Consider the following 12,946-nt stretch of genomic DNA (forward strand, 5'->3'; position numbering starts at 1 on the left):
GCGCCAGAGGTCAGAACCCATACTGGTGCAGCAGCCGCGCATAGCTGCCATCGGCCTTCATCGCCGTAATCGCGCGTTCGAACCGTTCGACGATCCGGGCATGCTCGGGGTGCTTCAGGCTCACCAGGATGTGCAGGGTATTTTCGCCCAAGGGCCGCTGTACCAGCATTACCCCATCATGCACCTCCTGCGGTTCGCGCTCCAGGTTGTACCGAGCCACGTACTCGTCCTCCACGGCCAGGTCCACCCGCCCTGCTGCCAACATGCGCACCGCCGAGGAAAAGTTGCGCACCGGCACCTTGCGCAGCTGGGTGTCATTGTCGAACTCCGGGGAATAGGCGTATCCGCGCACCACGGCAATGCTGTAGGGGTACAAATCGGATTGGCGTTCATAGCGGAACGCCTCGCCCTTGCGCTGCAGCAGGCGAATGCGGTTATTCAGGTAGGCGGAGGAAAACTGCCCGATACGTTCGCGCGAATCGTTGTACCAGGCGTTGATCAGCACGTCGTAGCGCCCTTCGCCTATGCCAAGCAACGCCCGCGCCCACGGCACCTCTTCGAACTCGCTGGCATAGCCGGCCCTGGTCAGCGCGGTAGTGACAATACTGGTCGCCAGGCCGCCGCCCGGCATACCGGCGTCGGTGAACGGTGGCCAGTTGTCTGCCACCAGGCGCAGCTTGTCCAGACCCAGGGCGGGAGTTGCCAGCATCATTGCCAGTAATCCCAGAACACATAGCAGTGGCCGCATGCTCAAGTCCTTTTTGCAATGAGGGAGCACACATTGTCAGGGCGGTTTTCGTTGCAACTGCCGATGAGATTACACAAAGCGCGTGCACAGGACAGCGGCCAATAGTGTCATTTAGCCTCTATTTTGGCCGAAGCCCATATCCGGCAGGCAACATTGCGCATACGGCGCGGATTGTTCAGGGGTAACCCAGCACTTCGCGAATCTGCCGCAGGTGGCGGATGATCCACTGTTTGTCGATTGCCCCCCAGTCATGAATACGGTAGTGCCCGGCGTGATTGCGCGCGCCTGCCTGCTGCTCGAACTCGCAGACGATATCCAGGTCGGCCAGGGCGGCGATGGTGTCCTGGGCGGTGCGCCGTGGCATGCCGGTAGCCTCCATCAGGGCGGGCACGCTGGTTGCGGTCTGGCTGTCGATCAGCCAGGCCACGTACAGGCGCCGGTAGAAGCTGCTCTTGGTCTTGCTCACTTCCATGCTGCATGGTCCTTAACAGTTGCCCGGCAGCTCCCGATAGGTCAGGTAGACGCGCAGGTCGAATTCCAGTTGGTGGTAGTCCGGCTCCATGTGCTGGCAGAGCTGGTAGAACGCCTTGTTGTGATCACGCTCGCGCAGGTGTGCCAGTTCGTGCACCACGATCATGCGCAAGAACTGCGGCGCTGCCTCCTTGAACAGCGAGGCAATGCGGATTTCCTTCTTCGCCTTGAGCTTGCCGCCCTGCACCCTGGACACCGCCGTATTCAGGCCCAGGGCCCGGTGGGTCAGGTCGAGGCGATTGTCGAACAGCACCTTGTCCAGGTTCGGCGCGCTGCGCAGGTATTGCTGGCGCAGGTCCTGGGTATAGCCATACAGCGCCTTGTCGCTTTGTACATCATGGCGGTCAGGGTAGCGGCGCTGCAGATACTCGCCCAGGCGACCGCTGTCGATCATCTGCCGCACCTGCTGCTGCAGGTGCGGGGGGTAGGCTTGCAGGTAACGTAATACAGTCATGGCACGGCTTTCGGTATGGCGAATGCCGATTCTAGCCAATCAAGGCTTGGGCCAGGAGAAAATCGCCGGGAAACTGCTGGCATCCGCTGCAGTCATCGGGTAAGCCACCAGGAACCCCTGCACGTACTGGCAACCATTGGCCTTCAGCCAGGCCGCCTGAACCGGGGTTTCCACGCCTTCGGCGATCACCGTGATGCGATAGTCGGCGCACAGGCTGATAACACTGCGCACCAGCGCGGCATCCATCGCCGAGTCGGGCAGGCGCGCCACCAGGTGGCGGTCGAGCTTGAGCGTATCGATCGGCAGGTCGCGCAACATGCGCAACGAACAGTCGCCAGCACCAAAATCGTCCAGCGCTACCCGTACACCCAGTTCGCGCAAGCGGTGGATCTGTTTCACCGCCGCATCGATGTTGTACATCAACGAAGTTTCCGCCACTTCCACTTCCAGCTGCGTCGGGTCCAGCTGGTACAGCTGGATTACCCGCTGCAATTCCTCGACCAGGCCCGGCATGACGAATTGCGCACGGCTCAGGCTGATACCCAGCACCAGGTCTGCGGCAAAGCGCTGGCACCAGGCCTGGCGCTGGGCTGCACCTTGACGGTAGATCCAGCTGGCAAGGCGGTTGATCAGGCGCGCTTCCTCCAGCAGCGGAATGAACAACCCCGGCGGTACATCGCCAACACTGGGGTGCTGCCAGCGCAGCAATGCCTCGAAGCCGCGCAGGTGACCGTCAGCGAAAGCGACCTGCGGCTGGTACACCAGGGTGAAGTCCTGCTGCTCGATGGCCGCGCGCACGCTGTCTTCGAGCATCAGTCGGGAACGCGCCCGGCCATTGAGTTCCTGGTCGTAGAAGCGGTACTGCTGGCGCCCCGCCTGCTTGGCCGCATACATCGCCGCATCGGCAGCACGCAACAGGCCCTCGACGTTGGCCCCGCAGTCCGGGTAGGTGGCGATGCCGATGCTGACCCCAAGGCATACGTCGAAGCCGTCCACCTCGTGGCTGATGGACACGCGTTCCAACAGCCGCTCGGCATACCGCCCGGCCTGCTCCGGGTAGGGCAGGCCGTCGAACAGCGCGGTGAATTCATCACCGCCCATGCGCGCGAGCAGCGCCTCGCTGCCCAGGCAGTCCTTGAGCTGCTCGGCAACCCAGCGCAACACCCGGTCACCGGCGTCGTGGCCAAGTGAGTCGTTGATACGCTTGAAGCCGTCCAGGTCCATGTACATCAACGCCTGCGACTTGTCCGAGCGCTCGTTGCGCAACAGCACGCCTTCGGCGGCCTGGTAGAAACCGCGGCGGTTGAGCAGGCCGGTTAGCGGGTCGGTCACGGCCTGGTACTCCAGCTGCTGGTGCAGGTTGCGCACTACCGACATGTCCAGCACCGTCACCACCATGGCCTGCTGGTCGACCGGCAGCGGCGCGCAGGACAACGCCACTGGCAACAGCTCACCGCCAGAGGTGCGCAGTTGGGCATCATGCACGCGGAAAATCTGCCTGCCCAGGTAGGCCTGGTAGAAGCCCGAGTCTTCCCACAGGCTGGCATTGGCCAGTTGCACCAGATCGAGCAGGCAGGCGCCCTGCAGCTGTGCTACCGGCGTGGACAACAGGTTGGATATGGCCGGGTTGGCAAAGCTGATGATGCCCTGCGCATCCACCACCAGGATCCCCTCGGCGGCGTTTTCCAGGATCGACGCATTGAACGCCGTGGCCGCTTCCAGCTCGCGGGTCAGGCGTTGCAGCATGCGCCGGTTGCGCTGCTGCTCGAGCAGGGCCTGGACCTTGGGCTTGAGGATCTGTGGGTCGAACGGCTTGAACATGTAGTCCACGGCGCCGCTGGCATAGCCTTTGAGCACGGCCGCTTCGGACTGTTCGTTGGCGGTGAGGAAGATGATCGGCGTCAACCGGGTACGCTGGCTGCCGCGCATCAGCCGGGCGACTTCGAAGCCGTCCATTTCCGGCATCTGTACATCCAGCAAGACCAGATCGACTTCGTGTTCGAGCAATGCGTTCAAGGCTTCCATACCCGAACTTGCCGTCAACACCTGCCAATCCTGACGGGCCAGTAAGGCCCGCATGCTGATGAGGTTCTCGGGGTAATCGTCTACCACCAGGAGAACCGAATTGCCATCCAGTGGCTGTGGTAGAGCGTGAGCGCCATCCATGCTGCTTCTCGATTATGTGACCGACTTCAAAATACACTTGGATCCATTAGTACTCTAGCTCTACGCGAATAACACGCAATGCAATCAGAACGCTATCAGGGACTTAACTGTACCGTAGCCGACTAACGGTCGGTTCGCCCTGATTTATCCAGCGCCTGTGGGCCGAGCCTGTACGGCAGCAGCAATGTTCTAAACGCGAAAAAAGAAAAACCCGCATTTCTGCGGGTTTTCCGTGTTGCCAGTCGATCAGTTGACCTTGGCGGCCAGTTCGCCCTTGGCATAGCGCTGGAACATGCCTTCCAGGGAGATCGGCTTGATCTTCGAGGCATTGCCGGCGGTGCCGAAAGCTTCGTAGCGGGCGATGCACACGTCACGCATGGCCTTCACGGTCTCGGCGAAGAACTTGCGTGGGTCGAACTCGCTCGGGTGCATGGCCATGTGGCGGCGGATGGCACCGGTGGAAGCCAGACGCAGGTCAGTGTCGATGTTGACCTTGCGCACGCCGTACTTGATGCCTTCGACGATTTCCTCGACCGGCACACCATAGGTTTCCTTGATGTCGCCGCCGTACTGGTTGATGATCGCCAGCCACTCTTGCGGCACCGAGGACGAACCGTGCATCACCAGGTGGGTGTTGGGGATGCGCTTGTGGATTTCCTTGATGCGGTCGATCGCCAGTACGTCACCGGTTGGTGGCTTGGTGAACTTGTAGGCACCGTGGCTGGTACCGATGGCAATCGCCAGGGCGTCGACCTGGGTCTTCTTGACGAAGTCCGCAGCCTCTTCAGGGTCGGTCAGCATCTGGCTGTGGTCCAGCACGCCTTCGGCGCCGATGCCGTCCTCTTCACCGGCCATGCCGGTTTCCAGCGAACCCAGGCAGCCCAGCTCGCCTTCTACCGAAACGCCGCAGGCGTGAGCCATGGCCACGGTCTGCTGGGTAACGCGAACGTTGTACTCGTAGTCGGTCGGGGTCTTGCCGTCCTCACCCAGCGAGCCGTCCATCATCACCGAGCTGAAGCCCAGCTGGATCGAACGCTGGCAGACGTCAGGGCTGGTGCCGTGGTCCTGGTGCATGCACACCGGGATGTGCGGGAATTCTTCGATGGCAGCCAGGATCAGGTGACGCAGGAACGGCGCGCCGGCGTATTTGCGCGCACCGGCCGAAGCCTGGACGATCACCGGGGAGTCGGTCTTGTCGGCCGCTTCCATGATGGCGCGCATCTGCTCGAGGTTGTTGACGTTGAAAGCTGGTACGCCGTAACCGAACTCGGCGGCGTGGTCCAGCATCTGGCGCATGCTAATGAGTGCCATGGTGTATCTCTCTCCCGACAAGCGTCGTTTGTTTCGTGCAAGCCTGCCGCAGGGGCGGTTGCTGTTCAAGTTGTGTGGGCCACCCTCGCGGCCCGGCCAGTCACGGTGCCTTGCAGCCCCGCCCAATCAGATCGTTGGTCGCCACCCAGTACACGAGGCCCTCTTCGCCCTTGGTATGGAAGGCCAGCATGCCATCGCTGTACAGCGCACCCGATGCACCGGGCTCGGCCTTGAGCCGGTAGACCTGGTCACCGCCACCCAGGCGCACATCAACCTGGTCACGTTGCGCATCGGCGAAGCGCCACAGCACTTCAGCCTGGCTGTCGCAGACCCAACGGGTCCAGTCATCCGCCGGGGCGGGTTGCGCCGGCTGCAGCAGCGAGCATCCTGCCAGTGTCGCCAGGGCCGTCACGGCCAAAAGCGCTTTCATTCAGCTTCCTCGATTTGGGGCTGCTGTGCAGCCCTGCGCGGGCTTGCCCGCTCCCACAGGTCAAGCGCGCTGTACCTGTGGGAGCGGGAAGCCCGCGAAGGACCGCACAGCGGCCCCTAGCTCAAGACCACAAATCAGCCTTCAGGTTGCCTGTTACCCGATCAAGGGCAACCCGGCGCCTTGCGCTGGTGGTCTTCGTCGTACTTTTCCAGGCCTTCCGGGCCCACGCGCTTGCTGATGACCGGCACGGTCTCGGCTTGCCACTCGGACTGGTAGCAGCCGCCCTTGGGCGGTTGCGCCGGGTCGCTGTCGGAGGCCGGGCTGCCAGCGCAGGCGCTCAGCAGGCCAGCCAGCATCATCACAGGCAATTGCTTGACCATCAGGCCACTCCCTTTGCCAAGCGCCGACGTCATCAGGCCTTGGCCCGCTCTTCCAGAATTGCCACGGCCGGCAGGACCTTGCCCTCGACGAACTCGAGGAAGGCGCCACCACCGGTAGAAATGTAGGAGATATCGGCGCCAACGCCATACTTGTCGATCGCCGCCAGGGTGTCACCGCCGCCAGCGATGGAGAATGCCGCGCTATCGGCGATGGCCTTGGCCAGCACCTGGGTGCCATTGCCGAACTGGTCGAACTCGAACACACCGACCGGGCCGTTCCACAGGATGGTTTTCGACGACTTCAGCAGCTCGGCGAAGTTGGCCGCGGTTTGCGGGCCGATGTCCAGGATCATGTCGTCGGCGGCAACGTCGGCAATGGCCTTGACGGTGGCTTCGGCGCTTTCGGCAAATTCCTTGGCAACCACCACGTCGACCGGCAGCGGCACGCTGACCTTGGCAGCGATGGCCTTGGCCGTGTCGACCAGGTCAGGCTCGTACAGCGACTTGCCCACTGGGTGGCCAGCGGCGGCGAGGAAGGTGTTGGCGATGCCGCCGCCGACGATCAGCTGGTCGCAGACTGCGCTCAGGCTGTTCAGCACGTCCAGCTTGGTGGACACCTTGGAGCCGGCAACGATGGCGGCCATCGGCTTGGCCGGGGCTTTCAAGGCCTTGCCCAGGGCATCCAGCTCGGCTGCCAGCAGCGGGCCAGCAGCGGCGACCTTGGCGAACTTGGCGACACCGTGGGTCGAGCCTTCGGCGCGGTGGGCGGTACCGAAAGCGTCCATGACGAACACATCGCACAGCGCGGCGTACTTCTGCGCCAGCTCGTCGGCGTTCTTCTTCTCGCCCTTGTTGAAGCGCACGTTCTCGAACAGCACCAGGGAACCGGCCTGGACCTCGACACCCTCGAGGTAGTCGGCAACCAGCGGCACTTCACGGCCCAGGGCCTTGCTCAGGTAGTCGGCAACTGGCTTGAGGCTGTTCTCGGCCGAAAATTCACCTTCGGTCGGACGGCCCAGGTGCGAGCAGACCATTACCGCCGCGCCCTTCTCCAGGGCCAGCTTGATGGTCGGCAGCGCTGCCAGGATACGCGCATCGCTGGCAACCACACCGTCCTTCACAGGCACGTTGAGGTCTTCGCGGATCAGTACGCGCTTACCTTGCAGGTCGAGGTCGGTCATCTTCAACACGGTCATGAATGCAGTCCTTCAGGGCTGTTTGTTGCGGGTGGGGTGGACGACGTGCAGATAGTGTTCGGCAACGTCGAGCATACGGTTGGCAAACCCCCATTCGTTGTCGAACCAGGCCAGCAGGTTCACCAGGCGCGGGCCGGAAACACGGGTCTGGCTGGCATCGACGATCGCCGAATGGGGGTCATGGTTGAAATCACAGCTGGCGTGCGGCAACTCGGTATAGGCCAGCAAGCCTTTCAGCGGGCCTTCCAGCGCCGCCTCGCGCAACACCCGGTTGACCTCGGCCGCACTGGTATCACGGGCAGTCTGCAGGGTGATGTCCAGGCACGAGACGTTGACGGTCGGTACGCGTACCGCTTTGGCCTGGATTCGCCCGGCAAGTTCCGGAAGCAGGCGTTCGATGCCACGCGCCAGACCAGTGGACACCGGGATCACCGACTGGAAGGCCGAACGCGTACGGCGCAGGTCTTCGTGATGATAGGCGTCGATCACTGGCTGGTCGTTCATTGCCGAGTGGATGGTGGTGATCTGCACGTACTCGATACCGAACGCCTGGTCCAGCACGCGCAGCAGCGGCACGCCGCAGTTGGTGGTGCACGAGGCGTTGGACACCAGGCGCTCGCGGCCGGTCAGGCAGGCCTGGTTGATGCCGTAGACCACGGTGGCGTCGACGTCGGCCTCGCTGGCCATCGGCTGCGAGAACAGCACCCGCGGTGCACCGGCATCGAGGAAGCGCTGGCCATCGGCGCGGGTGTGGTAGGCGCCGGAGCACTCCAGCACCAGGTCGATGCCCAGGGCGGCCCAGTCGATGCCTTCCGGGGTGGCACTGCGCATTACCTTCACGCAATCGCCATTGATATGCAGACAGTCGCCATCGACCTTCACCTCACCGGGAAAACGCCCGTGGGTGGAGTCGAAGCGTGTCAGGTATTCCAGGCTGGCCTGGTCGGCCAGGTCGTTCAGCGCGACGATCTCGAAACCGGCCTTCGCCCCCCGCTCGAACAGCGCGCGCAGGACACAGCGGCCGATACGGCCATAACCGTTGAGTGCAACTTTGTAGGGACGCGGGTGGGGCATTCGTTGGCTCGCTAACGCATGATGGCTGTTGGGGCCGCGTTGCGGCCCATCGCGACACAAGGCCGCTCCTACAGGGTACGGTGTACGCCATACCTTGTAGGAGCGGCCTTGCGTCGCGAAACGAGGGCAACGCCCTCGCCTCGCACAGTCTGAATCAGTCTTCCAGCAGCTCTTCGGCGGTGCCCAGGATGTTGTCCAGGGTAAAGCCGAACTCCTCGAACAGCGCACTGGCCGGGGCCGACTCACCGTAGGTGGTCATGCCGATGACGCGACCTTCCAGGCCAACGTACTTGTACCAGAAGTCGGCATGGGCGGCTTCGATGGCAATGCGCGCCCCCACTTCCAGCGGCAATACCGACTGCTTGTAGGCGGCATCCTGGGCATCGAACACGCTGGTGCACGGCATCGAAACCACACGCACCTTGCGGCCTTGCTCGGTCAGCTTGTCGAACGCCTGAACCGCCAGGCCCACTTCCGAACCGGTGGCGATCAGGATCAGCTCAGGCTCGCCGGCGCAGTCCTTGAGCACGTAGCCGCCGCGGCTGATGGCGGCGATCTGCTGGGCGTCACGCGCCTGGTGCTGCAGGTTCTGGCGCGAGAAGATCAGTGCCGAAGGGCCGTCCTTGCGCTCCAGGGCGTATTTCCAGGACACGGCGGATTCCACCGCGTCGGCCGGGCGCCAGGTGTCCAGGTTCGGCGTGCTGCGCAGGCTGGTCAGCTGCTCGATCGGCTGGTGGGTCGGGCCGTCTTCGCCCAGGCCGATGGAGTCGTGGGTATAGACGTGGATTACGCGCTGCTTCATCAGCGCCGACATGCGCACGGCGTTGCGGGCGTACTCCATGAACATCAGGAAGGTCGCGCCGTAAGGCACCAGGCCGCCGTGCAGGGCAACGCCGTTCATGATGGCGGTCATGCCGAACTCGCGCACACCGTAGAACACGTAGTTGCCGCTGGCATCGTTGGCTTCGACACCCTTGCAGCCCTTCCACAGGGTCAGGTTGGAACCGGCCAGGTCAGCCGAACCGCCGAGGAACTCGGGCAGCAGTGGGCCGAAGGCATTCAGGGCGTTCTGGCTGGCCTTGCGGCTGGCGATGGTTTCGCCCTTGGCCGCCACTTCATTGATGTAGGCCTGGGCCTTCTCGCTGAAGTCGGCCGGCAGCTCGCCGGCAGCACGGCGCTGGAACTCGGCAGCCAGCTCTGGGTAAGCCTTGGCATAGGCCTCGAAACGCTGGTTCCACTCGGCTTCAGCCTTGGCACCGGCGGCCTTGGCGTCCCACTCGGCGTAGATGTCGGCCGGGATTTCGAACGGGCCGTGGTTCCAGTTCAGCTCTTTGCGCGCCAGGGCGATTTCGTCGTTGCCCAGTGGTGCGCCGTGGCAGTCTTCCTTGCCCTGTTTGTTCGGCGAGCCGAAACCGATGATGGTCTTGCAGCAGATCAGGGTCGGGCGATCGCTCTTGCGGGCGGTCTCGATGGCGGTCTTGATCTCGTCGGCGTCATGGCCGTCGACATTGCGGATCACCTGCCAGTTGTACGCTTCGAAGCGCGCCGGGGTGTTATCGGTGAACCAGCCGTGCACTTCGCCGTCGATGGAGATGCCATTGTCATCATAGAAGGCGATCAGCTTGTTCAGGCCAAGGGTACCGGCCAGCGAGGCGACTTCGTGGGAAATGCCTTCCATCATGCAACCGTCGCCAAGGAACACGTAGGTGTTGTGGTCGACGATGGTGTGGCCGTCACGGTTGAACTGGGCGGCCAGCACTTTCTCCGCCAGGGCGAAGCCCACGGCGTTGGCGATACCCTGGCCGAGCGGGCCGGTGGTGGTCTCGACGCCCGGGGTGTAGCCGTATTCCGGGTGGCCCGGGGTGCGGCTGTGCAGCTGGCGGAAGGCCTTGAGGTCTTCGATCGACAGGTCGTAGCCGGTCAGGTGCAGCAGCGAGTAGATCAGCATCGAACCGTGGCCGTTGGACAGTACGAAGCGGTCGCGGTCGACGAAATTCGGGTTGCTCGGGTTGTGCTTCAGATAGTCGCGCCAAAGCACTTCGGCGATATCCGCCATGCCCATGGGGGCACCTGGATGGCCGCTGTTGGCCTTTTGCACGGCATCCATGCTGAGGGCACGAATGGCGTTGGCACGTTCACGACGGCTGGGCATCGCTGATCTCCTGGGGGCTTGAATAGGTGGTGTCACGAAAAAGGCGGCCATTTTCGCCCACTGGGGGGGCTTGGGGCAATGACGTATGGTCGCAGTCGGGGGATTTTCCTGTGATCGGGCTTCAAATCGGGGCAAAACCGGGCGAACCGTCCCGCTCATCACCCAATATCAAAACTTTTTGATATTGCCCTTGCTAGGGCAACGATGCCTGTCTAGACTGCCGCCCCATGAACCTTCGTGCGCAATTGATCCCCGAGCAATGCGAAGCATTGGCTGCCTTGTGCAAAGCCAGTGGCGACGCGTTGCGCCTGAACGTGTTGCGCGCCCTGGCCAACGACTCGTTCGGCGTGCTGGAACTGGCGCAGATCTTCGACGTTGGCCAATCGGGCATGAGCCACCACCTGAAGGTGCTGGCCCAGGCCGAGCTGGTCGCCACCCGCCGCGAAGGCAACGCCATCTTCTACCGCCGCGCCCTGCCCGACAGCTTGCGCCTGGGCGGCAGGCTGCATGCGGCACTGCTCGAAGAGGTCGACGACCTGGCCCTGCCAGCTGAGGTGCAAGCGCGCATTGCCCAGGTACAGCAACGTCGTGCCGCCACCAGCCAGGATTTCTTCCTGCGTGTGGAAGAGAAGTTTCGCGCCCAGCAGGACCTGATCGCCGGCCTGCCGCAGTACCGCGAAAGCCTGCTGGCGCTGCTCGACAAGCTGAATTTCGACCCGGCCGCCAGTGCCCTGGAGGTCGGCCCCGGTGACGGCGGTTTCCTGCCAGACCTGGCACGCCGCTTTGCCCGGGTTACCGCGCTGGACAACAGCCCGACCATGCTCGAACTGGCACGCCAGGTCTGCGAACGTGAACGTCTGGGTAATGTAAACCTGCAGTTGGCCGATGCACTGGGTGCAACGGATGTGGAAGCCGACTGCGTTGTGCTGAACATGGTCCTGCACCATTTCAGCGATCCGGCCCTGGCCCTGCGCCAGCTGGCCAAACGGGTGAAGGCAGGCGGCAGCCTGCTGGTCACCGAACTGTGCAGCCATGACCAGGGCTGGGCGCGGGAAGCCTGCGGCGACCTCTGGCTCGGTTTTGAACAGGACGACCTGGCCCGTTGGGCCACGGCAGCCGGGCTGGCCCCGGGGGACAGCCTGTACGTGGGCTTGCGTAACGGTTTCCAGATCCAGGTCCGCCATTTTCAGCGGACGGCTGGCGACATACACCATCGGTAAATTTCAGGAACCTTCGAGATGAGCGAATACTCCCTTTTCACCTCCGAGTCCGTGTCCGAAGGGCATCCGGACAAGATCGCCGACCAGATTTCGGACGCCGTCCTTGATGCCATCATCGCCCAGGACAAATACGCCCGCGTAGCCTGCGAAACCCTGGTCAAGACCGGTGTTGCCATCATCGCCGGCGAAGTCACCACTTCGGCCTGGGTCGACCTCGAAGACCTGGTGCGCAAGGTCATCATCGATATCGGCTACAACAGCTCCGACGTCGGGTTCGACGGCGCCACCTGCGCCGTGATGAACATCATCGGCAAGCAGTCGGTGGACATCGCCCAGGGCGTGGACCGCTCCAAGCCGGAAGACCAGGGCGCGGGTGACCAGGGCCTGATGTTCGGCTATGCCAGCAACGAAACCGAAGTACTGATGCCGGCACCGATCTGCTTCTCGCACCGCCTGGTCGAGCGCCAGGCCGAAGCGCGCAAGTCCGGCCTGCTGCCATGGCTGCGCCCGGACGCCAAGTCGCAGGTCACCTGCCGTTACGAAAACGGCAAGGTGGTCGGCATCGACGCCGTGGTGCTGTCGACCCAGCACAACCCTGAGGTTTCGCAGAAAGACCTGCAGGAAGCCGTGATGGAGCTGATCGTCAAGCACACCCTGCCGGCCGAACTGCTGCACAAAGGCACCCAGTACCACATCAACCCGACCGGCAACTTCATCATCGGTGGCCCGGTGGGTGACTGTGGCCTTACCGGGCGCAAGATCATCGTCGACTCCTACGGCGGCATGGCCCGCCACGGTGGTGGCGCGTTCTCCGGCAAGGACCCGTCCAAGGTCGACCGCTCCGCCGCCTACGCCGGCCGCTACGTGGCCAAGAACATCGTCGCCGCCGGCCTGGCCGAACGTTGCGAGATCCAGGTTTCCTACGCCATCGGCGTGGCCCAGCCGACCTCCATCTCGATCAACACCTTCGGTACCGGCAAGGTCTCCGATGACAAGATCATCCAGCTGGTGCGCGAGTGCTTCGACCTGCGTCCGTACGCCATCACCACCATGCTCGACCTGCTGCACCCGATGTACCAGGAAACCGCCGCCTACGGCCACTTCGGCCGCACCCCGCAGCAGAAGACTGTCGGCGACGACACCTTCACCACCTTCACCTGGGAGCGTACCGACCGCGCCCAGTCGCTGCGTGACGCTGCCGGCCTGTAACTTTTCCTGCAGCGCTGGACGAAAGCCCCTGCCGATTGATCGGCAGGGGCTTTTTTGTGACATATCGGCTGACAA

Annotated in this window: 12 protein-coding genes; 2 read left to right on the top strand and 10 right to left on the bottom strand. The window is 63.3% G+C overall.

Annotated elements, in window-relative coordinates:
• Positions 1-10: 10 nt before the first annotated feature.
• The 10 genes from ACJA3S_RS23515 to tkt all read right to left on the bottom strand — a co-directional run bounded on the left by ACJA3S_RS23515 (position 11) and on the right by tkt (position 10,442).
• Entirely contained in the window at positions 11-748 is a 738-nt protein-coding gene (locus ACJA3S_RS23515; protein WP_406820170.1) for a substrate-binding periplasmic protein, read from the bottom strand.
• A gap of 175 nt (positions 749-923) precedes the next feature.
• Positions 924-1,220 (bottom strand): helix-turn-helix domain-containing protein, encoded by a 297-nt coding sequence (locus tag ACJA3S_RS23520; RefSeq protein ID WP_170033118.1) that lies wholly within the window; start codon positions 1,218-1,220, stop codon positions 924-926.
• Between the two features lie 12 nt (positions 1,221-1,232).
• Positions 1,233-1,733, bottom strand: coding sequence for a M48 family metallopeptidase (locus ACJA3S_RS23525; RefSeq protein ID WP_406820171.1), 501 nt, complete (start codon positions 1,731-1,733; stop codon positions 1,233-1,235).
• A gap of 39 nt (positions 1,734-1,772) precedes the next feature.
• Entirely contained in the window at positions 1,773-3,899 is a 2,127-nt protein-coding gene (locus tag ACJA3S_RS23530) for a putative bifunctional diguanylate cyclase/phosphodiesterase (protein WP_406820172.1), read from the bottom strand.
• A 246-nt stretch (positions 3,900-4,145) separates the two neighbouring features.
• Positions 4,146-5,210 carry a class II fructose-bisphosphate aldolase gene (gene fba / locus ACJA3S_RS23535; RefSeq protein WP_170033124.1) on the bottom strand — a complete coding sequence of 355 codons (1,065 nt, stop codon included), beginning with the start codon at positions 5,208-5,210 and terminating at the stop codon, positions 4,146-4,148.
• Positions 5,211-5,310: 100 nt separating this feature from the next.
• Positions 5,311-5,640, bottom strand: a complete 330-nt coding sequence (locus ACJA3S_RS23540) for an MliC family protein (RefSeq protein ID WP_170033126.1) — start codon at positions 5,638-5,640, stop codon at positions 5,311-5,313.
• A gap of 161 nt (positions 5,641-5,801) precedes the next feature.
• Entirely contained in the window at positions 5,802-6,053 is a 252-nt protein-coding gene (locus tag ACJA3S_RS23545; RefSeq protein ID WP_170033128.1) for a hypothetical protein, read from the bottom strand.
• Positions 6,053-7,216, bottom strand: a complete 1,164-nt coding sequence (locus tag ACJA3S_RS23550; RefSeq protein ID WP_406820173.1) for a phosphoglycerate kinase — start codon at positions 7,214-7,216, stop codon at positions 6,053-6,055. Before ACJA3S_RS23550 ends, ACJA3S_RS23545 begins: the two co-directional genes overlap by 1 nt.
• 12 nt (positions 7,217-7,228) lie before the next feature.
• Positions 7,229-8,290 (bottom strand): erythrose-4-phosphate dehydrogenase, encoded by a 1,062-nt coding sequence (gene epd / locus ACJA3S_RS23555; RefSeq protein WP_406820174.1) that lies wholly within the window; start codon positions 8,288-8,290, stop codon positions 7,229-7,231.
• A gap of 154 nt (positions 8,291-8,444) precedes the next feature.
• Positions 8,445-10,442, bottom strand: coding sequence for a transketolase (tkt, locus tag ACJA3S_RS23560; RefSeq protein WP_406820175.1), 1,998 nt, complete (start codon positions 10,440-10,442; stop codon positions 8,445-8,447).
• A gap of 227 nt (positions 10,443-10,669) precedes the next feature.
• Here tkt and ACJA3S_RS23565 point away from each other — a divergent pair, with 227 nt between their 5' ends.
• A complete protein-coding gene (locus ACJA3S_RS23565; RefSeq protein ID WP_406820176.1) occupies positions 10,670-11,662 on the top strand; it encodes an ArsR/SmtB family transcription factor in 993 nt (330 codons plus the stop codon).
• An 18-nt stretch (positions 11,663-11,680) separates the two neighbouring features.
• Positions 11,681-12,871: a methionine adenosyltransferase gene (metK, locus tag ACJA3S_RS23570; protein ID WP_003249375.1), complete on the top strand. Its 1,191-nt coding sequence runs from the start codon at positions 11,681-11,683 to the stop codon at positions 12,869-12,871.
• The last annotated feature ends 75 nt before the right edge of the window (positions 12,872-12,946 follow it).

Origin of the sequence: Pseudomonas sp. KnCO4 (assembly GCF_045344305.1) — a bacterium.
Taxonomy (GTDB): domain Bacteria; phylum Pseudomonadota; class Gammaproteobacteria; order Pseudomonadales; family Pseudomonadaceae; genus Aquipseudomonas; species Aquipseudomonas anuradhapurensis.

What these genes read in the sequence shown, in the direction of transcription:
- ACJA3S_RS23550 (WP_406820173.1), bottom strand. Translation starts at nt 7,216, where the DNA reads ATGACCGTGTTGAAGATGACCGACCTCGACCTGCAAGGTAAGCGCGTA.
- ACJA3S_RS23520 (WP_170033118.1), bottom strand. Translation starts at nt 1,220, where the DNA reads ATGGAAGTGAGCAAGACCAAGAGCAGCTTCTACCGGCGCCTGTACGTG.
- ACJA3S_RS23545 (WP_170033128.1), bottom strand. Translation starts at nt 6,053, where the DNA reads ATGACGTCGGCGCTTGGCAAAGGGAGTGGCCTGATGGTCAAGCAATTG.
- fba (WP_170033124.1), bottom strand. Translation starts at nt 5,210, where the DNA reads ATGGCACTCATTAGCATGCGCCAGATGCTGGACCACGCCGCCGAGTTC.
- metK (WP_003249375.1), top strand. Translation starts at nt 11,681, where the DNA reads ATGAGCGAATACTCCCTTTTCACCTCCGAGTCCGTGTCCGAAGGGCAT.
- epd (WP_406820174.1), bottom strand. Translation starts at nt 8,290, where the DNA reads ATGCCCCACCCGCGTCCCTACAAAGTTGCACTCAACGGTTATGGCCGT.
- ACJA3S_RS23540 (WP_170033126.1), bottom strand. Translation starts at nt 5,640, where the DNA reads ATGAAAGCGCTTTTGGCCGTGACGGCCCTGGCGACACTGGCAGGATGC.
- ACJA3S_RS23565 (WP_406820176.1), top strand. Translation starts at nt 10,670, where the DNA reads ATGAACCTTCGTGCGCAATTGATCCCCGAGCAATGCGAAGCATTGGCT.
- tkt (WP_406820175.1), bottom strand. Translation starts at nt 10,442, where the DNA reads ATGCCCAGCCGTCGTGAACGTGCCAACGCCATTCGTGCCCTCAGCATG.
- ACJA3S_RS23515 (WP_406820170.1), bottom strand. Translation starts at nt 748, where the DNA reads ATGCGGCCACTGCTATGTGTTCTGGGATTACTGGCAATGATGCTGGCA.
- ACJA3S_RS23530 (WP_406820172.1), bottom strand. Translation starts at nt 3,899, where the DNA reads ATGGATGGCGCTCACGCTCTACCACAGCCACTGGATGGCAATTCGGTT.
- ACJA3S_RS23525 (WP_406820171.1), bottom strand. Translation starts at nt 1,733, where the DNA reads ATGACTGTATTACGTTACCTGCAAGCCTACCCCCCGCACCTGCAGCAG.